General features: G+C 40.5%; 20 protein-coding genes and 1 pseudogene. 19 read left to right on the forward strand and 2 right to left on the reverse strand.

Annotated elements, in window-relative coordinates; translation table 11 throughout:
• Positions 1–42 precede the first annotated feature (42 nt).
• From RFK25_RS02895 to ftsY, 19 genes are all read left to right on the forward strand, one after another.
• A complete protein-coding gene (locus tag RFK25_RS02895; protein WP_443035546.1) occupies positions 43–2,211 on the forward strand; it encodes an alpha-galactosidase in 2,169 nt (722 codons plus the stop codon).
• 12 nt (positions 2,212–2,223) lie between these two features.
• On the forward strand, positions 2,224–3,459 hold the full coding sequence (locus RFK25_RS02900; protein WP_332411373.1) for an extracellular solute-binding protein: 1,236 nt from the start codon (positions 2,224–2,226) through the stop codon (positions 3,457–3,459).
• 135 nt (positions 3,460–3,594) lie between these two features.
• A complete protein-coding gene (locus RFK25_RS02905) occupies positions 3,595–4,467 on the forward strand; it encodes a carbohydrate ABC transporter permease (RefSeq protein WP_332411435.1) in 873 nt (290 codons plus the stop codon).
• A gap of 10 nt (positions 4,468–4,477) precedes the next feature.
• Positions 4,478–5,308 (forward strand): carbohydrate ABC transporter permease, encoded by an 831-nt coding sequence (locus RFK25_RS02910; protein ID WP_044686342.1) that lies wholly within the window; start codon positions 4,478–4,480, stop codon positions 5,306–5,308.
• 69 nt (positions 5,309–5,377) lie between these two features.
• Positions 5,378–6,826 carry a sucrose phosphorylase gene (gtfA, locus tag RFK25_RS02915; protein WP_105110050.1) on the forward strand — a complete coding sequence of 483 codons (1,449 nt, stop codon included), beginning with the start codon at positions 5,378–5,380 and terminating at the stop codon, positions 6,824–6,826.
• A gap of 72 nt (positions 6,827–6,898) precedes the next feature.
• Positions 6,899–8,515, forward strand: a complete 1,617-nt coding sequence (locus tag RFK25_RS02920) for a glycoside hydrolase family 13 protein (RefSeq protein WP_332411376.1) — start codon at positions 6,899–6,901, stop codon at positions 8,513–8,515.
• An 82-nt stretch (positions 8,516–8,597) separates the two neighbouring features.
• Positions 8,598–9,227, forward strand: a complete 630-nt coding sequence (upp, locus tag RFK25_RS02925; RefSeq protein WP_002937309.1) for a uracil phosphoribosyltransferase — start codon at positions 8,598–8,600, stop codon at positions 9,225–9,227.
• A gap of 126 nt (positions 9,228–9,353) precedes the next feature.
• Complete coding sequence (locus tag RFK25_RS02930; RefSeq protein WP_074389118.1) at positions 9,354–9,944, forward strand: ATP-dependent Clp protease proteolytic subunit; 591 nt, start codon at positions 9,354–9,356, stop codon at positions 9,942–9,944.
• Between the two features lie 109 nt (positions 9,945–10,053).
• Positions 10,054–10,320, forward strand: a complete 267-nt coding sequence (locus RFK25_RS02935) for a DUF2129 domain-containing protein (RefSeq protein ID WP_105124206.1) — start codon at positions 10,054–10,056, stop codon at positions 10,318–10,320.
• Between the two features lie 151 nt (positions 10,321–10,471).
• Complete coding sequence (locus tag RFK25_RS02940) at positions 10,472–11,641, forward strand: ABC transporter substrate-binding protein (protein WP_332411380.1); 1,170 nt, start codon at positions 10,472–10,474, stop codon at positions 11,639–11,641.
• 162 nt (positions 11,642–11,803) lie between these two features.
• Positions 11,804–12,691 carry a branched-chain amino acid ABC transporter permease gene (locus RFK25_RS02945; protein ID WP_105118804.1) on the forward strand — a complete coding sequence of 296 codons (888 nt, stop codon included), beginning with the start codon at positions 11,804–11,806 and terminating at the stop codon, positions 12,689–12,691.
• 2 nt (positions 12,692–12,693) lie between these two features.
• A complete protein-coding gene (locus RFK25_RS02950) occupies positions 12,694–13,641 on the forward strand; it encodes a branched-chain amino acid ABC transporter permease (protein ID WP_332411382.1) in 948 nt (315 codons plus the stop codon).
• The gene (locus tag RFK25_RS02955; RefSeq protein WP_332411384.1) at positions 13,641–14,405 is read left to right on the forward strand and encodes an ABC transporter ATP-binding protein; all 765 of its coding nucleotides are present in this window, start codon (positions 13,641–13,643) and stop codon (positions 14,403–14,405) included. The genes RFK25_RS02950 and RFK25_RS02955 overlap by 1 nt, the downstream gene beginning before the upstream one ends.
• Positions 14,405–15,115 carry an ABC transporter ATP-binding protein gene (locus tag RFK25_RS02960; RefSeq protein WP_332411385.1) on the forward strand — a complete coding sequence of 237 codons (711 nt, stop codon included), beginning with the start codon at positions 14,405–14,407 and terminating at the stop codon, positions 15,113–15,115. Before RFK25_RS02955 ends, RFK25_RS02960 begins: the two co-directional genes overlap by 1 nt.
• A gap of 636 nt (positions 15,116–15,751) precedes the next feature.
• The gene (locus RFK25_RS02965) at positions 15,752–16,036 is read left to right on the forward strand and encodes a LapA family protein (RefSeq protein WP_332411387.1); all 285 of its coding nucleotides are present in this window, start codon (positions 15,752–15,754) and stop codon (positions 16,034–16,036) included.
• Positions 16,037–16,093: 57 nt separating this feature from the next.
• Complete coding sequence (locus RFK25_RS02970) at positions 16,094–16,459, forward strand: glyoxalase (RefSeq protein WP_332411388.1); 366 nt, start codon at positions 16,094–16,096, stop codon at positions 16,457–16,459.
• A 329-nt stretch (positions 16,460–16,788) separates the two neighbouring features.
• Positions 16,789–17,601 (forward strand): Cof-type HAD-IIB family hydrolase, encoded by an 813-nt coding sequence (locus tag RFK25_RS02975; RefSeq protein ID WP_332411389.1) that lies wholly within the window; start codon positions 16,789–16,791, stop codon positions 17,599–17,601.
• Positions 17,591–18,403 carry a Cof-type HAD-IIB family hydrolase gene (locus tag RFK25_RS02980; protein WP_332411390.1) on the forward strand — a complete coding sequence of 271 codons (813 nt, stop codon included), beginning with the start codon at positions 17,591–17,593 and terminating at the stop codon, positions 18,401–18,403. The genes RFK25_RS02975 and RFK25_RS02980 overlap by 11 nt, the downstream gene beginning before the upstream one ends.
• 1 nt (position 18,404) lies before the next feature.
• Positions 18,405–19,670: a signal recognition particle-docking protein FtsY gene (ftsY, locus tag RFK25_RS02985; RefSeq protein WP_332411391.1), complete on the forward strand. Its 1,266-nt coding sequence runs from the start codon at positions 18,405–18,407 to the stop codon at positions 19,668–19,670.
• Between the two features lie 27 nt (positions 19,671–19,697).
• On the opposite strand, the pseudogene RFK25_RS02990 reads toward ftsY, so the two are convergent.
• Together RFK25_RS02990 and RFK25_RS02995 are read right to left on the reverse strand one after the other, a co-directional pair.
• A pseudogene (locus RFK25_RS02990) lies at positions 19,698–20,255 on the reverse strand (GNAT family N-acetyltransferase).
• 1 nt (position 20,256) lies between these two features.
• Entirely contained in the window at positions 20,257–20,931 is a 675-nt protein-coding gene (locus RFK25_RS02995) for a DNA alkylation repair protein (RefSeq protein ID WP_332411393.1), read from the reverse strand.
• Between the last annotated feature and the right edge of the window lie 14 nt (positions 20,932–20,945).

A 20,945-nucleotide genomic window follows, 5' to 3' on the forward strand; every position in this document is an offset into this window, starting at 1 on the left:
TTTTATATAATATGGTATGTAAAAGAGATAGGAGACGTGAATATGATTCAATACTTAGAAGAAAATCGCCTCTTCCACCTACAAACGAGAGAGTTTTCATACATTATTCAGATCTTGGAAACAGGGGATGTGGTTCATAGATATTTCGGAAAAAAGATTAAACATTTTAGTCCGGGAAACAAAATCACATATCTAGATCGTTCTTTTTCACCAAGTCCAATTTCTGGCAACAGAACCTATTCAATGGATACCTTGCAACAGGAGTATTCTAGTAATGGCTTAGGTGATTTTCGAACATCGGCTCTTGAGTTGAGAAATGAGTTTGGAGTTGCTCTGGATCTGAAATATAAGACACACCGCATTCAAAAAGGGAAACCAATATTAGAAGGTCTTCCTTCAAGTTTTGGCAGTGAGAAAGATGTGGAGAGTTTGGAGATTGATCTATATGATCAGTTGACTGATATCACCATAACCTTGCAATACAGTATTTTTGAGAATTCAAATTACCTCAGTCGATCTGCGAGGATTCAAACTGGTCGGTATGCTACAAAAATTGAAAAGGCTTTGTCATTTACCTTAGATGTTCCACATAAAGATTTTACAGTCCATAGCTTAGCTGGACGCTATGGTTATGAGAAAGAGTGGACACAAACTCCTTTAACCAAAGGCAAATTTTCTATTGGGAGTATTCGTGGAGCCTCAAGTCATTCAAAAACACCTTTCCTAGCGCTGGCGGATCCAGCAGCAACCGAGGATTGTGGCCATGTCTATGTTGCTCAATTAGTTTATAGTGGAAATTTCGCTGGATTTGTTGAGGTAACACCACTAGAGACATGTCGTTGGGGTATGGGATTAAATGATGAACAATTTAGTTGGGAGTTAAGCAATCATTCTAGTTTCCAGACACCTGAAGTACTCTTATCATTCACTGATAAAGGCTTGACGGGAATGACACAAGACAGTCATGAGTTCATCAAAAATCATCTTGTAACTCCGAAGTTTAGTCATCAAGAACGACCAATTCTCATTAACAACTGGGAAGGAACTTATTTTGACTTTACTGAAGATAAGATTGTAGAACTGGCTAAAACGGCTAGCAAAGTAGGAGTCGAACTCTTTGTACTGGATGACGGCTGGTTTGGAAAACGAAATAATGATGAGAGTTCATTAGGCGATTGGAAAGTCAATTTGGAGAAATTGCCAAATGGCTTAAATGGTCTAGCAGAAAGAATCAACCAACTTGGTATGAAATTTGGTCTGTGGTTTGAACCGGAAATGATTTCAGTTGATAGTGAGCTTTATAGGAAACATCCAGACTGGGCCATTCAAATTGACGGTAGACAACCAATTTACAGTCGTGAGCAACTGGTCTTGGATTTAACTAAGTCAGAAGTTTGTGATTATATTATTGATTCGGTTTCAAGCATATTGGAATCAGCTCCGATCAGCTATGTAAAATGGGATATGAATCGGAATATCACAAGTATGTCTCCAGCCTATGCAAATCATCAACGATTTGAATTTCATCATCGCTATATCTTAGGACTCTATCGGGTATTGGATACCTTGACCAAGCGATTCCCAACTATCCTGTTTGAATCTTGTGCTGGTGGTGGTGGTCGAAACGATTTAGGCTTGCTCTACTATATGCCACAAGCTTGGGCTAGTGATAATACAGATGCGATTGGTCGACTTTCCATTCAAGAAGGAACTAGTTTGATTTTACCTGCCTCTTCTATGGGAGCTCATGTGTCAGCTGTTCCAAACCACCAAGTTGGTCGAATAACACCGCTTGCAACTCGCGGTAATGTGGCCATGATGGGAGGAGCCTTTGGATACGAGCTGGATGTCACCAAGCTTGATCAGGAAGAACTAGAAGAGATTCGTCAGCAAGTTCAAACCTACAAGACTATTCGCGGAACCATTCAAGAAGGCTTGCTTTATCGCTTGAAAAAAACAAGCAATACATGGGCTGCAAACTATGTGAACAAAGATAAAAGTCAAGCAGTATTTACATTTGTTAAGATACTGGCTCAATCAGAAGCTCCGCTTTTACAAGTTCAATTAAAAGGACTTGACCCAGATGCCCTTTACGAATGCCCACAATTAGGTGAGACATTCTATGGGGATGAATTGATGAACATTGGTCTTACAATGCCACATGTTCAAAAAGATTATTATAGTGTACAATATATTTTTAACAAAATCTAGGAGGATTTTATAATGAAAATGAAAACATTTTTAAAATGTGCATCGGTTTGTGCTTTTGCCAGCTTTTTGGTTGCTTGTGGGAATGCAAGTAGTAGCGATAAGGTAGAAATAGAATATTTCTCACAAAAACCTGAAATGCAGGCTACTCTTCAGGAAATTATTGATGAATTTGAAAAAGAAAATCCTACGATTGATGTTAAATTTTCAAATGTACCAGATGCAGGAACTGTTTTGAAAACCCGTATGGCCAACAATGAAGCGCCAGATGTGATTAACATTTATCCACAAAATGCGGACTTCAAAGCATACGCGGCGGATGGTCGTTTCCTAGAAATTGGAGATGATGCAGGTCTCAGTCATCTAAAAGAAGGTGCTGTAACGCCATATCTTGTTAATGAAAAAAATTACACCCTTCCTTTGACAGCAAATGCCTATGGTATTTACTATAATAAAGATAAGTTCAAAGAATTGGGTCTCGAAGTTCCAACTACCTATACAGAATTTGTGGCTTTGGTAGACAAAATCAAGGCTGATGGCAGTGCAGCACCGTTTGCTCTTTCATTGAACGATGCTTGGTCATTGAACGGATATCATCAGTTAGCTTGGGTAACTGTTGCGGGTGGATTTGATGGCGCAGAAGATATTCTAATCCGCAGTGCAAAGGGAGCAATTCAAGATGATGCTACAACAAAAGCAGTTCTAGAACGCTTACAACTGTTGACAGATAATGGACAAAAAGGGGCAACTGGTGCGCTTTATGCAGATGCGGTGGCAGCCTTTGCAGCAGGAGATGCTCTCATGCTTCCACAAGGTACTTGGGCAGCTACAGCTGTAAACCAACAAGAACCAGAATTTGAATATGGTATGTTTACCTTCCCTGGTGATAAAGAAGGTGGTGACTATACCATTGGTGCAGCTGACCTTGCTCTATCAGTATCGGCTGAGTCAGAGCACCCAGAAGAGTCTAAAAAATTCCTAGAATACCTCTCTCGTCCAGAAGTAATGCAAAAATACTATGATGTAGATGGTTCTCCAACCTCTGTTGAAGGTGTAGATACAGAAGGTAAGTTTGAAGAAACAGCCGGAGTGACACAATATGCCTTTACTGATAAACACGTAGTTTGGTTGCAATCTGAATGGGAATCAGAGGAAGAATTCTGGAATATTACAGTAGAAGCAGTGAAAAATCCAAATTCTACAGAATTAGTTAAGAAACTAAATGCATTCTTTGATCCGATGAAAAAATAAGACAAGAAAACTATAAGGAGGGCTAGATTAGCCTAGCTCTTCTTTATAGTTGCTTAGGGTTGGTTTGAAAATCCCCTAACTACTCCATTCAAACTGACCCTAAGCAACTATATTTTAGAAAAAAGGAGTACCATGATGAATCAAAAAGGTTTTATTGCCAAATATTGGCCCTATCTATTTGTTGCCATACCAATTGGCCTACAGTTAATCTTTTTCTTCTATCCCCTATTTACAGGTATCTATTATAGCTTGACGGATTGGAATGGATTGACATCTGATTTCAAACTAATCGGTATTCAGAATTACTTAGATATTTTAAAAAATCCTGATTTTTATACGTCTATGACTTTTACCATTATCTTCACCATTGGTTTGGTCATTGGAGAAATAGTTATCGGAATCTGGTTGGCTACCTTGCTTAATCGTAAGATAAAGGCGGTTGGTTTCTTTAGAACATGGTATTTCTTCCCTGCGGTACTTTCAACCGTTACTTTAGGCTTGATTTTTGTTCAATTATTCAACTATGGTTTTACACAGATTGGAGAAATCCTCCGTATCGATTGGTTGATGGAAAACTTGTTGGTACAGGAGAATACTGTTATCCCAGCAGTGATTTTTGTGGCACTATGGCAAGGTTTGGCTATGCCAGTTATCATTTTCTTATCAGGTTTACAGAGTATTCCAGAAGATGTGAAAGAAGCAGCTGCAATCGATGGAGCTACTCGTTCTCAACAATTTTTCAATATTGAACTTCCGTTCTTATTACCATCTATCAGTATGGTTTTCATCTTGGCAATGAAGTCAGGTTTGACAGCATTTGACCTTATCTTTGCACTGACAAGTGGTGGCCCAGATGGCAAGACAGAATCACTTGGTTTACTAGTCTATAACTATGCCTTTGTTGATAATAAGTTTTCGTATGCGAATGCTTTAGCGGTGGTCCTCTTTATCTTTATCATTGTGATTTCATTGATTCAGATGAGAATTTCGAAGAAATTTGAAGTATAGGAGAGTAAATATGAACAAGCACAAACAGAAAAATTGGTGGGTTTACTTAGTTCTCTTTAGTGGGATATTGTTCATGTTTATTCCACTATTGGTAACCATTATCAGTTCTTTTAAACCAACAAAGGAAATTACAGGAAATTTCTTTGGTTTGCCACAAGAGTTTACATTGAGCAACTATGAACGCCTGTTTAATGATGGGATTGTACAATATTTTGGTAATTCAGCCTTGATTACGATTGTAGCAATTGGCTTGATTCTACTTGTTATTCCAATGGCAGCTTTCGCCGTAGCCCGTCAAATGAAACGCCAGACAGTGTTTAACTTTATCTACTTTTTCTTGATTATTGGGATTTTTGTACCTTTCCAAGTGATTATGCTCCCAATGACCAAATTAATGTCAAGCCTTGGTTTGAACAATATTGTCGGTTTGATTATTCTATATTTGACCTATGCAGTTCCTCAGGCCCTCTTCCTCTATGTTGGCTATATTAAGACCATTGTTCCTGAAGAAATGGATGAGGCGGCAGCTATTGACGGTTGTGATAAATTTACTATGTATTGGAAAATCATTTTCCCACTCATGAAACCTATGCATGCAACCGTTTTGATTATCAATGCCCTCTGGGTCTGGAACGATTTCCTCTTGCCTTTACTAGTATTGAACCGTGATCAAAGCATGTGGACCTTGCCACTTTTCCAATACAATTACCAAGGTATGTATTTTAGTGACTATGGTCCATCATTTGCCTCCTATGTGGTGGGGATTATCCCAATCTTATTGGTATACCTTGTCTTCCAGAAACATATTATTTCAGGTATGACAAGTGGTTCTGTCAAATAATTACAAAGGTTGACTTGTTCAACCTTTTCTAAAAAACACAAAAGAAAAGGCTTACAAAGGAGAGTGTCAATGAAAATTAAAAACCAAGCTATGTTAATTACCTATTCGGATAGTTTAGGCAAGAATCTCAAGGATTTGAAAAAAGTTCTAGAGGGACCGTTAAAGGATGTTGTGGGAGGTATCCATATTCTGCCGTTTTTCCCATCATCAGGTGACCGTGGGTTTGCACCAATGGATTATACAAAGGTAGATCCTGCATTTGGAGACTGGTCAGATATTGAAGCATTGAGTAAGGACTACTATCTGATGTTCGATTTTATGATCAATCATATTTCTGCAAAATCTCCATATTTCCTTGATTTTCTTGAAAAGAAAGATGAATCAGCTTATGCGGATTTGTTTATTCGCTATAAAAACTTTTGGCCAAATGGTGAGCCAACGCAAGAAGATGTTGATTTAATCTATAAGCGTAAACCTCGTGCTCCATATCGAATTGCAACATTCGCTGATGGTAGTGAGGAGAAGGTATGGTGTACCTTTGATGAGCAACAGATTGACTTGGATGTGACTACAGAGACAACACGCCGGTTCATCCAAGAAAATTTGGAACAGTTGGCAGAGCATGGTGCTTCGATTATTCGTTTGGACGCCTTTGCTTATGCCAATAAAAAAATCGGAACCAACTGTTTCTTTGTGGAGCCTGATATTTGGGAAATGCTCCATTTTCCACGTCAGTTATTGGCGCCAAAAGATGTGGAAATCTTACCAGAAATTCATGAACACTATACCATTCAGCAGAAAATTGCCGAGCAAGATTATTATGTTTATGACTTTGCCTTGCCAATGCTGGTTCTCCACGCTTTGTATTCCGGTCATGTCAATCGTCTGGTACACTGGATGGAGATTTGCCCTCGCAAGCAATTTACAACTCTTGATACACATGATGGAATCGGTGTTGTGGATGTTAAGGATTTGCTGACGGATGAGGAGACGGAGGAAACGCGTGAAGCCTTGTATGCACAAGGTGCCAATGTCAAGAAAATTTATAGTACCGAAGCCTATAATAATTTGGATATTTATCAAATTAACTGTACTTATTATTCTGCCCTTGGCAATAACGATCAAGCTTACCTATTAGCGCGTGTTCTCCAATGTTTTGCACCAGGTATTCCACAAATTTACTATGTTGGTTTGCTAGCAGGCGAAAATGATATTGAACTTTTAGAATCAAGCAAGGAAGGCCGCAATATCAATCGCCATTACTATGATTTAGAAGAAATTGAGCAGGAAGTGCAACGTCCTGTGGTACAATCCTTGTTCAAACTCCTTAAATTCCGCAATACAAGTCCAGCTTTCGACGGAGAGTTCTCCGTTAAGATGCTGGATGAAACAAGTATGGAAATTTTCTGGGATAATCAAGATGCAGGGGTGTCTGCTCGCCTAACAGCTAACCTAAAAGAAAAATCCTTTGAAATTGTTGAAATTGAAGAGGGCAAAATGACCACAATTGAGTTATAATATGATTATATAGAAAGAGGGGGATTCCTCTTTTTCTTGCTTAAATAAGATTGTGCAGAAAGGATCAATCAAATGTCAGAAATACAAAAAACAGATTGGTGGAAGAAGTCCGTCATTTACCAAATTTATCCTCGTAGCTTTCAAGATTCAAATGGAGATGGAGTAGGGGATATTCGAGGGATTATCAGCCGATTAGATTATCTTCACGAGCTAGGAATTGATGCTATTTGGCTCAGTCCTGTTTATCAGTCCCCCATGGATGACAATGGTTACGACATCAGTGACTACCAGGGAATTGCTCCCGAATTTGGGACCATGGAAGATATGGAAGAGCTGATTGCAGAAGGCCATAAGCGTAATATTAAAATAATCATGGATTTGGTGCTCAATCATACCTCGGATGAACACTTCTGGTTTCAAGAAGCCCTCAAAGGTCCAGATAATCCTTATTATGACTATTATGTTTGGGCTGATGAACCGAATGAATTACGCTCGACCTTCTCAGGCTCTGCTTGGGAATACGTTCCACATCTGAACAAATACTACCTCCACCAATTCTCTGTTAAGCAACCAGATCTGAACTGGAAAAATCCTGCTCTGAAACAAGAAATCTGGGACATGATCAATTTTTGGATTGAAAAAGGTGTTGGCGGTTTCAGGCTAGATGTTATTGATTTGATTGGAAAAGAACCGGAAAAATTAATTACAGCCGATGGACCGACTCTTCATCCTCTTATTCAGGAATTAAATGAGAAAACTTTTGGTGCATACGACTTAGTGACTGTTGGGGAGACATGGAGTGCCAATCCAGAAAATGCTCAGTTATATTCGCATCCTGACCGAAAAGAATTTTCGATGATTTTCCAATTTGAACATGTCGGACTGGATCAGCAGGAAGGAAAAGAAAAGTGGGATTTGGCACCGCTTGATCCAGCTCGTTTGCATAAGGTTCTATCCAAATGGCAGACTGAACTGGTTGGTAAAGGTTGGAACTCACTTTTCTGGAATAACCATGATTTACCTCGTGCCATTTCTCGCTTCGGTGATGATCGACCAGCATTTCGTGAACTAAGTGGTAAAATGTTGGCTATTTATCTTCATTTTATGTCAGGGACACCTTATATCTACCAAGGTGAGGAAATTGGTATGATTAATACATCGATTACGGATATTAGCCAAGCGGATGATATTGAAACACGTCGCATGTATGCGGAACGGATTGAAAATGGCTTCACCAAGGAGGAATTGATTACTGCTATTAATGCCAAAGGTCGTGATAATGCTCGCCGTCCAATGCAATGGACAGGAGAAGAAGGAGCAGGCTTCAGTACAGGTCAAGCCTGGCTGGCTTTGGGAGATACTGTCAAAGACATCAACGTTGAGAAAGCACTTGCAGATAAAAATTCGCTGTTCTATACTTATCAAAAATTGATTGCTCTTCGGAAAGAGTATCCTTGTATGTCTGAAGGAAAATATGAAGTGATGGAGACAGGGAACAACTTAGTAATGGCCTATCGAAAATATGATGAAGAAGATAATTTCATTATTTTAGTTAATTTCACAAGTGAAGAGCAAGCGTACGCCTTATCACTTGAGGACTATTCCTTGTTTATGCATAATTACGATAATAAAGTAATTTTTGATAAGTCTGTATTGAGACCTTACGAAGCTATCGTTTTCAAAAAATAAGTAGTACTTCTTTTCATTTCCCAAGCATTTTTCCGAATTTTTTGGTAAAATAGAAAAAACAAAAAAGAGAGGTTTTATCATCATGGGTAAATTCCAAGTTATTTCACACCCACTCATTCAGCATAAGTTGTCAATCCTTCGTCGTACATCGACTTCTACAAAGGATTTTCGTGAGTTGGTAAATGAGATTGCCATGCTTATGGGTTACGAAGTTTTGCGTGACTTACCATTAGAAGATGTGGAAATTGAAACACCAATTACCAAGACGGTTCAAAAGCAAATTGCTGGTAAGAAATTGGCCATTGTACCAATCCTTCGTGCAGGTGTTGGGATGGTCGATGGTTTGCTAAGCTTGGTACCAGCAGCTAAGGTTGGTCACATCGGTATGTATCGTGATGAAGAGACCCTTCAACCAGTTGAATACCTTGTGAAATTACCAGAAGATATCGACCAACGCCATATTTTTGTAGTTGACCCAATGCTTGCCACAGGTGGTTCAGCAATCTTGGCTGTTGATTCCTTGAAAAAACGTGGCGCTTCAAATATCAAATTTGTTGCCCTAGTTTCAGCTCCAGAAGGAGTCAAAGCTCTTCAAGAAGCTCATCCAGATATTGATATCTACACGGCAGCTTTGGATGAAAAACTCAATGAAAAAGGCTACATTGTTCCAGGTCTTGGTGACGCTGGGGACCGCTTGTTCGGTACAAAATAATGTATTTGAGAAATCAGCTGTGCTGGTTTCTTTTTGATTTCCAGAAATCGTGGTTTTTATTTGACCAATTTTGACTAATTCTATATAATGGGTTCATACTTGTTATTGAAATAAAGGAGGATTCGTATGATTCCAGTAGTTATTGAACAAACTAGCCGTGGTGAACGTTCGTATGATATTTACTCACGCCTATTGAAAGATCGTATTATCATGCTGACAGGACCAGTTGAGGATAATATGGCAAATTCTATCATTGCCCAGTTGCTTTTCCTTGATGCCCAAGACCCAACCAAAGATATTTACCTTTATGTAAATACACCTGGTGGATCTGTGTCAGCTGGTCTAGCTATTGTAGATACGATGAATTTTATCAAGGCTGATGTACAAACAATCGTTATGGGAACAGCAGCTAGCATGGGTACAATTATCGCTTCAAGTGGTGCCAAAGGCAAACGTTTCATGTTGCCAAATGCGGAATACATGATTCACCAGCCAATGGGTGGAACTGGTGGCGGTACTCAGCAAACGGATATGGCCATCGCTGCAGAACACTTGCTCAAAACCCGTAACAAATTAGAAAAAATCTTGGCTGACAATTCAGGTAAAACAGTGAAACAAATCCACAAGGATGCCGAACGCGATTACTGGATGACAGCAGAAGAAACACTAGCTTACGGATTTATTGACCAAATTATGGACAATACGAAAGCCAAATAAGCTGATGAGGAGGCGTTTGAGCCTCCTTTTTCCATTCCGCTAAGTTTGACCTTTTCATTTTCCTCTGAAAAAGGTATAATAAAACAAGAGAAGTTTTAGAGGAGAAATCATGTTTGAGAAGAGAGAACGGACCTGCCTGACTGTGTATTTGCATTACAATCGAGATGCTAGAAAGCTAAATCAGTACGGAGATATCCATTATCATTCAAAGAAATTGCGTTATGTTCTGATTTATATGGATAAGGATCAGTCTGAGCTTATCATCCAAAAATTAAAAAAGGAAAAATTTGTTAAGAAGGTTCTTCCTTCCTATATTAAGGAGCTAGATCAAAATTTCGTTGGTAGCTTGTGGCGGGAAGAGGAACCAATTATTTAATGGTGAAATGAGTGAGTAGTCGAGGTTTAGTCTACTCGCTTTTTTGTGGAAAAATATTTTTTTAAAAATTTTTCTTTTTTTGTTGACAATTTTCTGATAATTCAGTATATTAGATACATCGCAAAATTTAAGAAAGATTTAAGGAGTTTTCATGAAAACAAGAAAATTTGCAGTAGCACTTGCTACCTTTGCCTCAGCAGCCCTACTTGCTGCCTGTGGTAATGTTTCGACAACCAATTCTTCAGCAACTGGTTCAAGTGTTGGTGATACATTTAAAATTGGTTACAACTTGGAATTGTCAGGTGCTGTATCTTCATACGGACAAACTGAAGAAAAAGGTGCAAACTTGGCTGTGAAAGAAATCAATGCAGCAGGTGGTATTGATGGGAAGCAAATTGAAGTTGTTACAAAAGACAACAAGTCTGAAACAGCAGAAGCAGCTTCTGTTGCTACTAGCTTGGCAAGTGAAGGTGTAAACCTTGTCATTGGACCTGCAACATCTGGTGCTTCAGCAGCATCTATCCCTGCATTAACTTCAGCTGGTATTCCAATGATCTCACCTTCAGGTACGCAAACAAACCTTGTAGTAAATGGCAAAGGTGAAGTTCAAGATTATTTCTTCCGTGCAACATTTACTGATGGATACCAAGGTCAAATTATGGCTAAGTATGCGACAGAAAACATGTCAGCTAAGAAAGTTGTTCTTTACTATGACAACTCTTCTGACTATGGTAAGGGTGTAGCAGAAGCTTTCAAGAAAGCTTACACTGGTGAGATTGTTTCTGAAATCACATTTGCTTCAGGAGATAAAGACTTCCAAGCAGCTTTGACTAAATTGAAAGATGCTGAGTTTGATGCCATCATCATGCCTGGTTACTACAACGAAACAGGTACAATTGTGAAACAAGCTCGTGGACTTGGCTTGAATCAACCAATTCTTGGTTCTGACGGTTTCGACTCACCACAATTTACTGAATTGGCAACAGCTTCAGCAGCATCAAATGTATACTATCTTTCAGCATTCGTAACATCAGCTAGTGAGAAAGCACAAGCGTTTTACGATGCATATAAGAAAGAATACAATGAAGAGCCATCGATGTTCTCAGCGCTTGCATATGACTCAGTTTACATGGCAGCTAAAGCAGCAGAAGGTGCAGCTGATTCTAAGGCACTCAAAGACAACCTTGCAGCTTTGAAAGATTTCGAAGGTGTTACAGGTACTATGTCTATCGATGCAGAGCACAATGTTGTGAAATCAGTTTACATTGTTGGTTTGACAGATGGAGAGCAGACATCGGTTGATACAATTTCAGCAGAATAATAAGCAAGTTAAAGAGGGAATTTCCCTCTTTTTCCCTTGAATTGACTAGCCTATTTTTAAAAGATTAAAAAATATAATAAAACTTGCCTATTTTCAGAAAATTTTGTATAATGTAACAATGCTTATTGAGCTTGAAAAATATTTAGAAAGATTGGTGAACCTATGCTTCAACAACTTGTCAATGGTTTGATTCTTGGTTCTGTATATGCCCTCTTGGCCCTTGGTTATACCATGGTGTACGGAATTATCAGACTGATTAACTTTGCCCACGGGGACCTTTACATGATGGGAGCCTTTATGGGTTACTTCCTATTGAATAATTTAACCTTTATTGCAGATGGTAGCCTCCGTTTCTTTGTTGCCTTAGTCTTGGCAATGGTTGGAACAGCTACTCTTGGTGTGGTCATTGAATTCTTGGCCTATCGTCCATTGAGAAACTCAACCCGTATTGCGGCCTTGATTACAGCCATCGGTGTTTCCTTCTTCTTAGAATATGGAATGATTAAATTATTTTCAGCTGATGTAAAAGCCTTTCCACAAGCTATGGAGGCTGTGACCTTCAATCTTGGTCCAGTTTCAGTGACCAATATCCAGTTGATTATCCTAGGAGTAGCCTTGACCTTGATGGTTGCTCTGCAGTTGATTGTAAAACGTACCAAGATGGGTAAAGCCATGCGTGCTGTTTCTGTGGATAGCGATGCGGCGCAATTGATGGGGATTAACGTCAACCGTACTATTAGCTTTACATTTGCGCTGGGTTCAGCACTTGCTGGTGCTGCAGGTGTTCTCCTTGGTCTTTACTACAACCAAATCGAGCCTTTGATGGGTATGACTCCTGGTTTGAAGGCCTTCGTAGCAGCGGTACTTGGTGGTATCGGTATTATTCCTGGTGCTGCTCTGGGTGGTTTCGTTATCGGTATTATTGAAACATTTACCTATGTGATTGGTTTGGATACCTTCCGTGATGCAATTGTGTATACAGTATTGATTGTCATCCTCTTGGTGCGTCCAAGCGGTATCCTTGGTAAGAACGTGAAAGAGAAGGTGTAACCATGAAGCAAAATCTTAAAGTGAATGCAATCTGGTTGGCTATCTTATTGGCTGGTTTTGGTCTTATTCAAGGTCTAGTTGCAGCTGGTATTCTCAACTTCTACTATATTCAGATTGTACAACAAATCGGAATTCAGATTATTTTGGCAGTGGGTCTTAACCTCATTGTTGGTTTCTCAGGTCAGTTCTCTCTTGGTCATGCTGGTTTCATGGCTATTGGTGCCTACGCAGTAGGTATTCTTGGCAAGATGATGCCATCTTATGGTGGTTTCGCCATCGCTTTGCTTGTTGGTATGTTGCTTGCGGGCGCTGTTGCCCTCTTGGTTGGTCTGCCAACCCTTCGTTTGAAAGGTGACTACCTTGCGATTGCGACCCTTGGTGTTGCTGAGATTATCCGTATTTTGATTATCAATGGTGGTACTGTAACAAACGGTGCGGCTGGTATCATGTCCATCCCACTCTTTACCAGCTGGCCTTTGGTTTACATTTTTGTGATCATCACAACTCTTGTAACGGTCAACTTCTTGCGTAGTCCTATGGGACGTGCAACTATTTCTGTTCGTGAAGATGAGATTGCAGCAGAATCAGTAGGTGTTAATCCTACCTTTGTTAAGGTATCTGCCTTTGTATTCGGTGCTATGACAGCGGCTATTGCAGGTGGTCTTCATGCAGGTTATGTAGGTACCATCGTTCCTAAAGACTTTGCCTTCATGACATCTGTTAACGTCTTGATCATCATCGTATTGGGTGGTCTGGGTTCTATCACAGGTACCTTTGTTGCAGCGATTGTACTTGGTATCTTGAACGTATTCCTCAAGAGCTATTCAGATATCGCCATGATTATCTACTCATTGGCCCTTATCCTCTTGATGATTTTCCGTCCAGGTGGCTTGTTGGGAACTAAGGAATTTAGCGTGGCAGCCTTGCTCAAGAAGAAGGAGGTTAAGTAATGGCATTACTTGAAGTAAAAAATTTAACCAAGAACTTCGGTGGTTTGACTGCCGTTGGTGATGTGACCATGGAACTTCATGAGGGTGAATTGGTCGGTCTTATCGGTCCTAACGGTGCTGGTAAGACAACCCTTTTCAACCTCTTGACAGGTGTCTATGAGCCAAGTGAAGGAACCATTTCTCTTGCTGGTACTATCTTGAATGGTAAGGCTCCTTCTAAGATTGCCTCTCTTGGTCTTGGGCGTACCTTCCAAAACATCCGTTTGTTCAAAAATATGACAGTTTTGGAAAATGTCTTGATTGGTCTTGGTAATCATGGTAAAGCAGAAGTCTTGGCAAGTTTCCTTCGACTTCCTGCCTTCTACAAAAATGAAGAAGAGTTGAAAAACAAGGCGATTGACCTCTTGAAAATTTTCGATTTGGATGGCGATGCGGATACGCTGGCTAAGAACCTTCCTTACGGTCAACAACGTCGTTTGGAAATCGTTCGTGCCCTTGCGACCGAGCCAAAAATTCTTTTCTTGGATGAGCCAGCGGCTGGTATGAACCCGCAGGAAACGGCAGAATTGACCCAACTCATCCGTAAAATTAAGGAAGAATTTGGTATCACTATCATCTTGATTGAGCACGATATGAGCTTGGTTATGGAAGTAACAGAACGTATTTATGTATTGGAATACGGTCGTTTGATTGCCCATGGTACTCCTGAAGAAATCCGTAATAATAAGCGTGTAATTGAAGCCTACCTTGGAGGTGAAGCATAATGACAATGTTAGAAGTTAAAAATCTTTCCGTCAACTATGGCGTTATCGAGGCTGTAAAAGATGTCAGTTTCGAGGTCAACGAGGGGGAAGTTGTAACCTTAATTGGTGCCAATGGTGCTGGTAAAACCTCTATTCTTCGTACCATTTCGGGACTTGTTCGTCCATCAGCTGGAACTATTTCTTTCCTTGGAAATGAAATTCAGAAAGTTCCTGCTCGTAAAATCGTTGCGGACGGTTTGTCACAAGTTCCAGAAGGTCGACATGTCTTTGCAGGCTTGACCGTTATGGAAAACTTAGAAATGGGTGCCTTCCTTCGTAACAACCGTGAAGAAAACCAAGCTAATTTGAAAAAAATCTTCGCACGTTTTCCACGTTTGGAAGAACGTAAGAACCAAGATGCTGCCACACTTTCAGGTGGTGAACAACAAATGCTTGCTATGGGACGGGCATTGATGAGCCAACCAAAGCTCTTGCTTCTTGATGAGCCATCAATGGGCTTGGCACCAATCTTCATTCAAGAAATTTTTGATATCATCCAGGATATCCAAAAACAAGGAACAACCGTACTCTTGATTGAACAAAACGCCAACAAAGCCCTTGCTATCGCAGATCGCGGCTACGTACTAGAAACAGGAAAAGTCGTCCTCTCAGGAACAGGAAAAGAACTCCTCGCCTCAGAAGAAGTCAAAAAAGCATATCTGGGTGGCTAAAACAACCCTGACGGGTTGTTTTAGGTCGGAAATAGGGACCGTCGGCAGACGGTCTTTCCTTTTATTCATTTTTTGGACCTTTTTAGGTTGGAAATGAGAAGTTGCGGTAGCAACTTTTCACTATAATCTGATTTGGGCCCTTTTTTAGTTGGAGATGAGAAACGCCAGTAGGCGTTTTTCTTATTATCAAAGTCCGGGGGAGTGAAATAGTTCGGCGAACTATTTCAGCCTGAGTCTAGAAATGAAATAGCGAAGGGTTAGGTTGGAAATAGGAAAACCAGTACCGCATGTAGCTGGTTAGTCCCCACCCTGACGGGTTGTTTTAGGTTGGAAATAGGGACCGTCGGCAGACGGTCTTTCTTTTTGTTCATTTTTGGGATCTTTTTAGGTCGGAAATGAGAACTGCTGGTAAGCGGTTCTCTTTATAAGTGGGTTACCCCACGATTTAAGTTGGAGATTGGAAACGCCGGGAGGCGTTTTTCTTTATATCAAGATTAGGCTGTTCTAGTAGGGAAATTGGATGTTGCGGTTGACAATCTTTTTGGTATTATATTTTTATTCTCCATCGTGGTGAGTTGACTTCCTTGCCATTCATACTTACATATGCTAGACTATCATAGTAGAAAAGGAGTTAAGATGAAACAGAAATTATCGCTAATTGGTTTAGTGCTCATCATACTTTTGACGGTTGTTCTTTCATTGACAAATCGTCAGGTAGTAGTGGTCAATTATTTATTTGGACAATTTAGAATGCCCTTGATTTTGGTGATAATTGGCTCGCTCTTGATTGGTATGTTCATTCAATATTTACTTGGATTGACTAAGAATATGTCATTGAAAAGTGAGATTAAGAATTTGAAAAGAGAGTTGTCAGAAATCCCAGTTTTGCAAAAGGAAGAAAATTCTGATAAGATAAACTAGATTGAGTTAAATATGTGGTATTATTGATAGACCACATTGAAATGAAAAGGAGAAATCATGTTTACCAAAGAATTTGGATTGATGTTTTATGTGGATGATGTTGCTGCTGAAAAGGATTTTTGGTCTGCAGCTGGTTTTACGATTCTAAATGAAGCTGAGATGATGGGCTATGAAACTTTTGATATGAAGCCACATCCTGAAGCTACAACGACTATCACAGTTTATGCAAATGAGTTTATTCGCCAAGTATCACCAGAAGTGATCGATATGAAGCCAAGTATCTTGTTTGAAACAGACGATATCGAAGGTCTTCAAGAACGCATCGCTGGTTTGACGGATACTTGCAGTCCAGTCAATGCGGAACCTTTCCCTAACTTTAACTTTGCTAGCCCAAGTGGTCATTACTTTGCGGTGAAGGGATAATGAATAAGAAAAACCAGTGGGGAACCGCTGGTTTTACTTTTACTGGACCAAAGGAAGAGAGTAGGCCAAATGTATGAAGAAAATTTCGTTTTCAGAAATCATTTTTCAAAGTCAGCATCAATTCTTGATAGAAAAAAGTGATATAATGGCCTTGAAAAATGAGGGATTACCCTTCTAAAGTGTAAGTTTTATGAAAATATCTTGAAAAATGCATGTAACTCTAGCAAATAGTTACATGCATTTTTTTATACCTACGGCGTGGGAAGAGAGAAGCAAGTCTTCGAATTTGGAAGGAACTATGGTATAATAGAAGAAATAAGGGGAACTGTATGTTGTATAAAAAACTAATTGCAAGCGATATGGATGGGACCTTTCTACGAGAGGATCATCATTTTGACAAGGAGCGTTTTCGCCGCTTACTTGCTCAATTTAAAACGGAGGGCTATCTGTTTGTAGCGGCAAGTGGTCGTTCTCTACCAGGTTTGAAACTCTTGTTCGAGGATTTCTTGGATGACATTGCCCTGGTTGCAGAAAATGGAGCAGTAGTTCTGTATGGTAATCAGACGATTTACATGGATGAGCCCATTAAACCAGCAACCTATCTATCCTTGGTGGATGAACTGATTAAGAGCGGATATGTTAAACCTCAGCATATCACCCTATCTGGCCTGAAGGCTTCTTACATGTTGGATACGGTTGAAGATGATCTATATCAGGTCCTATCAGACTATTACCAAGATATTGTTTTGCTTCCGCGTTTTGAGGATGTTTCTGAGGATATTATTAAATTAAATCTCTATATTGATGAGGATATACGTACAGAAGCGCAAGAATGGATCAATCATCATTTTCAACAATTGACTGCTGTCACGACGGGCTTTACCTCAATCGACATTATCTTGTCAGGTGTTCATAAGGGAATTGGTTTATCGCATCTATGCAAGTACTTTGGCTTGTCTGGAAAGGATTTGATTGCCTTCGGAGATAACCAAAATGACCTAGAAATGATGAAGCTGGCAGCCTTTTCTGTTGCGACCGCAAATGCAGTTGATGAAGTCAAGACACAAGCAGACTTAGTTATTGGGCATTGTAATGAAGAGGCTGTGCTGGCCTACATGGAGGAATTAGTAAATGGCAATTAAGTTGATTGCATTAGATTTAGATGGAACGCTTCTGACATCTGATAAACGGATTTCAAAGGCCAATAAAAAAGCTTTAAAGGCTGCACGTGATCGAGGTGTCTATGTGGTTTTGACAACTGGTCGTCCCTTACAAGCCATTGGATCATTTCTGGAAGAATTGAATTTGCTGGGTGAAAAACAGTACTCCATTACCTTTAATGGTGGTCTAGTTCAAGAAAATACAGGTCGGGTTTTGGATAAGGTAGGCTTTACCATTGAGGAAGTCCGTGCCATTCGTCAGGTGACGAATGAACTTGATTTACCCCTTGATGCAGTCTATGGGGGTGATGTATACTCTCTACCAGCTGCCCACGAATCTCTCTATTTAACTGCTAACCCCCTTTTGAATAAAATCAAGGTGACTGATGACGAATTGCCAGAGGACTTCGTTTACAATAAGGCTGTGTCGGCAGTAGATGCAGATTTCTTGGATGCACAAATTCCGAAAATTCCTGCGGAATTGCACGAACGTTTTGAGATTTTTAAATCGCGTGATATTTTGCTTGAGTGGAGCCCCAAAGGTGTCCACAAGGCAAATGGTTTGGCTAAGTTGATTGGTCATCTTGGAATTGACCAGTCAGAAGTCATGGCTTGTGGCGATGAAGGCAATGACCTTTCTATGATTGAATGGGCTGGTATGGGTGTTGCTATGGCTAATGCCACAGATGAGATAAAAGCTGCCGCCAAGGTAGTCTTGCCTAAGACCAATGATGAAGACGGCATTGCCTGGGCTGTTGAACGCTATGTATTGAACGAGGACTAGTATGGGATTATTCGATCGATTATTTGGACAAAAGGCTCAAGAAGAGCCTAGAGAAGAAGTTGTTGAAGAACTTGAAGTAGAGCAGTTGGTTTCTGAAAAGGACACTAAAGTATCTGAAACGGAGTCAACTATTCCTGAACAGGACAGTTCAGGACCAACTGACTTGAATGCCGAGCAAGAAGCTCAGAAACAACGGACCTTAGACATGATGGCCCAGTATTATGCAGCCAAAGAAGCCGCTGCGGCCCGTGTCAAAGAAGCTCAGGAAAAAGGATTTGACCCTGCTATTCAAACCAAGGTCAAGGAAGAGCGTGTTGAGGAAGTTGCTCCAGTAGAGCAAGAAAGTGAGCAGGACAAGTACCAGCGTACCTTGAACAAGACGCGTACAGGATTTGGGGCAAGGCTCAATGAGTTCTTTGCAAACTTCCGTTCGGTTGATGAGGACTTTTTCGAGGAACTGGAAGAAATGCTGATTTTGTCAGACGTGGGAGTGCAGGTTGCCTCTACGCTGACAGAGGAGCTCCGCTATGAAGCCAAACTACAGAAGGCTAAAAAGACAGATGAACTCCGTCGTGTGATTATCGAAAAATTGGTGGATATTTACGAAAAAGATGGTCAGTTCAGCGAGCAGATCAATTTCCAAGATGATTTGACTGTCATGCTCTTTGTCGGTGTCAACGGGGTTGGGAAGACGACGTCTATCGGTAAGTTAGCCTACAAGTACAAGCAGGCTGGCAAGAAGGTCATGTTGGTCGCAGCGGACACCTTCCGTGCGGGTGCGGTAGCCCAGCTGGTCGAGTGGGGTCGCCGTGTTGATGTGCCAGTAGTGACTGGTCCTGAAAAGTCAGACCCAGCTAGCGTGGTTTTTGATGGGGTAAAACGTGCCGTGGCAGAAGGCGTGGATATTCTCATGATTGACACAGCAGGTCGCTTGCAAAATAAAGAAAACCTTATGGCAGAGCTGGAAAAAATCGGTCGCATCATCAAACGGACTCTACCTGATGCACCGCATGAAACCCTCTTAGCACTAGATGCCTCCACAGGTCAAAACGCCCTTAGTCAAGCCAAGGAATTTGCAAAAATTACTCCATTGACAGGTCTAGTCTTGACAAAGTTAGACGGTACTGCAAAAGGTGGTGTCGTTCTTGCTATTCGTCAGGAACTAGATATTCCAGTGAAATTGATTGGTTTTGGTGAGAAAATTGATGATATCGGAGAATTTAAATCCGAAGAGTTCATGCGTGGACTTTTAGAGGGATTGGTGTAATATTGAAAAAAGTCGTTAGTTGAAAAACTAGCGACTTTTTCTATCTGTATGCAGTAGGGAATAAATGGCAATATCCACAATACCACGATTGTTTCTAGCGGCTTGTCGGAGAGTTCCTTCGTAGGTCATGCCGACTTTTTCCATGACACGACCAGAAGGACGATTTTCACTATCGTGAACAGCTGTAATCCGTAAACAACCCACTTCCTCCAATAAATAGTGATTAACAGCTTCAAGAGCTTCTGGCATAAAATTTTGTCCCCACCATTTACTGCCTAAGACCCAGCCCAATTCAGCAGCCTGTACTCGTTCATCTAGACTGACGACGGAAATATCTCCAATAGGTTGCTGATTTTCTTTGAGCTCAATTACCCACCTGTATGTTTTTTACTGTGAATAGGATTGAAGACAGAACTGGACATAGTCTTCTGTATCTTTAAGGGATTGATGAGTTGGCCAGGTCAGATAAGTAGTCACCTTTTCGTCTGAAGTCCAGTTTTGGAAAATTGATTCAACATCGCTTGCTTGAAAAGGGCGTAAAATTTGACGTTCTGTTTCTAAAATCTGACTTCCTTTATGTTGCACCTTATTTCCTCCTTAACAATGCCTCAATCCATTCGGGTGCGTAGGCAGAAGTACAGCCTTTTGGAACCTTCATATCGGCATAGACTGCCAATTCCTGACCGATTGCAAGACCTTGTTTCAGATAGTCAGGATAGGCAACCGCAATCTCCACCAAGCATTGGTTCATGGTCCATTGGACAAGCGGGTCAGCGGTTTGCAAATGCAGGCGAATATGGTCTAGAGTTTCTTCAATTTCTTGATTTGTTGCTGTTTTTCCAGCAAAGTATTTGGCACGGAGGAACCAGCCAAGTCTGTTAAAGACGGCCTCGTCTTTGGCAAGTAAGATTTCTTCCCAATCCCTACTGTCTTTTCGTTTGCTGAGAATGATAGAAGCTAGTTTGTCTAAGACATTGACAGAAACCTGTTCATTGAGGCAGTTTTCTAAATCCTCTAGGGGCAGTTGGTTGGGCTTAGTCTTAGCCAGTTGAATGGCTAAATATTGTGCCTCTAGTACCCCCGTTTGCCAGAGTGGAGCAAACAAGTCCAGTCGATTTTTATAGGCCTTGGCGATACCAGAAATAGCTCCCATTGGAACGCCGTAGTAGGGCTTGGTTTCGCCAATTTTTTCATAACGCTTGAGGGTGCCAGCATGGCTGGCTGCTTGGAGTTGGTCGAGAATGTTGTTTAATTCAGTCATAATTATCTCCCAAA

It is taken from the genome of Streptococcus sp. SS-4456 (genome assembly GCF_036680365.1).
Classification (GTDB): Bacteria; Bacillota; Bacilli; order Lactobacillales; family Streptococcaceae; genus Streptococcus.

Coding starts and splice junctions, on each gene's coding strand:
- RFK25_RS02940 (WP_332411380.1), top strand. CDS start 10,472: ATGAAAACAAGAAAATTTGCAGTAGCACTTGCTACCTTTGCCTCAGCA.
- RFK25_RS02905 (WP_332411435.1), top strand. CDS start 3,595: ATGAATCAAAAAGGTTTTATTGCCAAATATTGGCCCTATCTATTTGTT.
- RFK25_RS02910 (WP_044686342.1), top strand. CDS start 4,478: ATGAACAAGCACAAACAGAAAAATTGGTGGGTTTACTTAGTTCTCTTT.
- RFK25_RS02945 (WP_105118804.1), top strand. CDS start 11,804: ATGCTTCAACAACTTGTCAATGGTTTGATTCTTGGTTCTGTATATGCC.
- gtfA (WP_105110050.1), top strand. CDS start 5,378: ATGAAAATTAAAAACCAAGCTATGTTAATTACCTATTCGGATAGTTTA.
- RFK25_RS02935 (WP_105124206.1), top strand. CDS start 10,054: ATGTTTGAGAAGAGAGAACGGACCTGCCTGACTGTGTATTTGCATTAC.
- RFK25_RS02980 (WP_332411390.1), top strand. CDS start 17,591: ATGGCAATTAAGTTGATTGCATTAGATTTAGATGGAACGCTTCTGACA.
- RFK25_RS02950 (WP_332411382.1), top strand. CDS start 12,694: ATGAAGCAAAATCTTAAAGTGAATGCAATCTGGTTGGCTATCTTATTG.
- RFK25_RS02960 (WP_332411385.1), top strand. CDS start 14,405: ATGACAATGTTAGAAGTTAAAAATCTTTCCGTCAACTATGGCGTTATC.
- RFK25_RS02970 (WP_332411388.1), top strand. CDS start 16,094: ATGTTTACCAAAGAATTTGGATTGATGTTTTATGTGGATGATGTTGCT.
- ftsY (WP_332411391.1), top strand. CDS start 18,405: ATGGGATTATTCGATCGATTATTTGGACAAAAGGCTCAAGAAGAGCCT.
- RFK25_RS02965 (WP_332411387.1), top strand. CDS start 15,752: ATGAAACAGAAATTATCGCTAATTGGTTTAGTGCTCATCATACTTTTG.
- RFK25_RS02930 (WP_074389118.1), top strand. CDS start 9,354: ATGATTCCAGTAGTTATTGAACAAACTAGCCGTGGTGAACGTTCGTAT.
- RFK25_RS02900 (WP_332411373.1), top strand. CDS start 2,224: ATGAAAATGAAAACATTTTTAAAATGTGCATCGGTTTGTGCTTTTGCC.
- upp (WP_002937309.1), top strand. CDS start 8,598: ATGGGTAAATTCCAAGTTATTTCACACCCACTCATTCAGCATAAGTTG.
- RFK25_RS02955 (WP_332411384.1), top strand. CDS start 13,641: ATGGCATTACTTGAAGTAAAAAATTTAACCAAGAACTTCGGTGGTTTG.
- RFK25_RS02920 (WP_332411376.1), top strand. CDS start 6,899: ATGTCAGAAATACAAAAAACAGATTGGTGGAAGAAGTCCGTCATTTAC.
- RFK25_RS02995 (WP_332411393.1), bottom strand. CDS start 20,931: ATGACTGAATTAAACAACATTCTCGACCAACTCCAAGCAGCCAGCCAT.
- RFK25_RS02895 (WP_443035546.1), top strand. CDS start 43: ATGATTCAATACTTAGAAGAAAATCGCCTCTTCCACCTACAAACGAGA.
- RFK25_RS02975 (WP_332411389.1), top strand. CDS start 16,789: ATGTTGTATAAAAAACTAATTGCAAGCGATATGGATGGGACCTTTCTA.